Source organism: Ancylomarina longa (genome assembly GCF_003996985.1).
GTDB lineage: Bacteria > Bacteroidota > Bacteroidia > Bacteroidales > Marinifilaceae > Ancylomarina_A > Ancylomarina_A longa.
In genome coordinates this window covers 1-348 of the sequence record NZ_RJJX01000327.1, presented here as the reverse complement: position 1 = coordinate 348, position 348 = coordinate 1, and the positions used below count along the sequence as shown (strand labels likewise).

General features: G+C 39.9%; 1 protein-coding gene. It reads left to right on the top strand.

The window, feature by feature from the left end; genetic code table 11:
• Positions 1-255: DEAD/DEAH box helicase (locus DLK05_RS17360; RefSeq protein WP_127345128.1), on the top strand; the 255-nt coding region annotated here is incomplete at its 5' end.
• Positions 256-348 lie beyond the last annotated feature (93 nt).

Genomic DNA, 348 nt, shown 5'->3' with positions numbered 1-348 from the left:
TGGATTTGGTCAGAAGGTTGGTCAAGTCTAAGAGATGCTCAAAACCAAGCAATTCCAGCATTGATTAGTGCTAATCAGGATGTGATTATTGCTGCTGCTACAGCCTCTGGTAAAACAGAGGCTGCTTTCTTTCCAATTTTAACGCACTTGTTGAATGAAGATAATAATAAAGGAGTGGTACTGTATATCAGTCCATTGAAAGCTCTTATTAATGATCAATGGGATCGCCTTTCAGACCTTTGTGAAACATTGTGAGAACAGCGAGAAATCAGGTGAAGATTGCTACACAAACACCAAGTGAACTGATCAGCCTGCACAACGAATCCGTCATGTATTGAAAGTGTCATT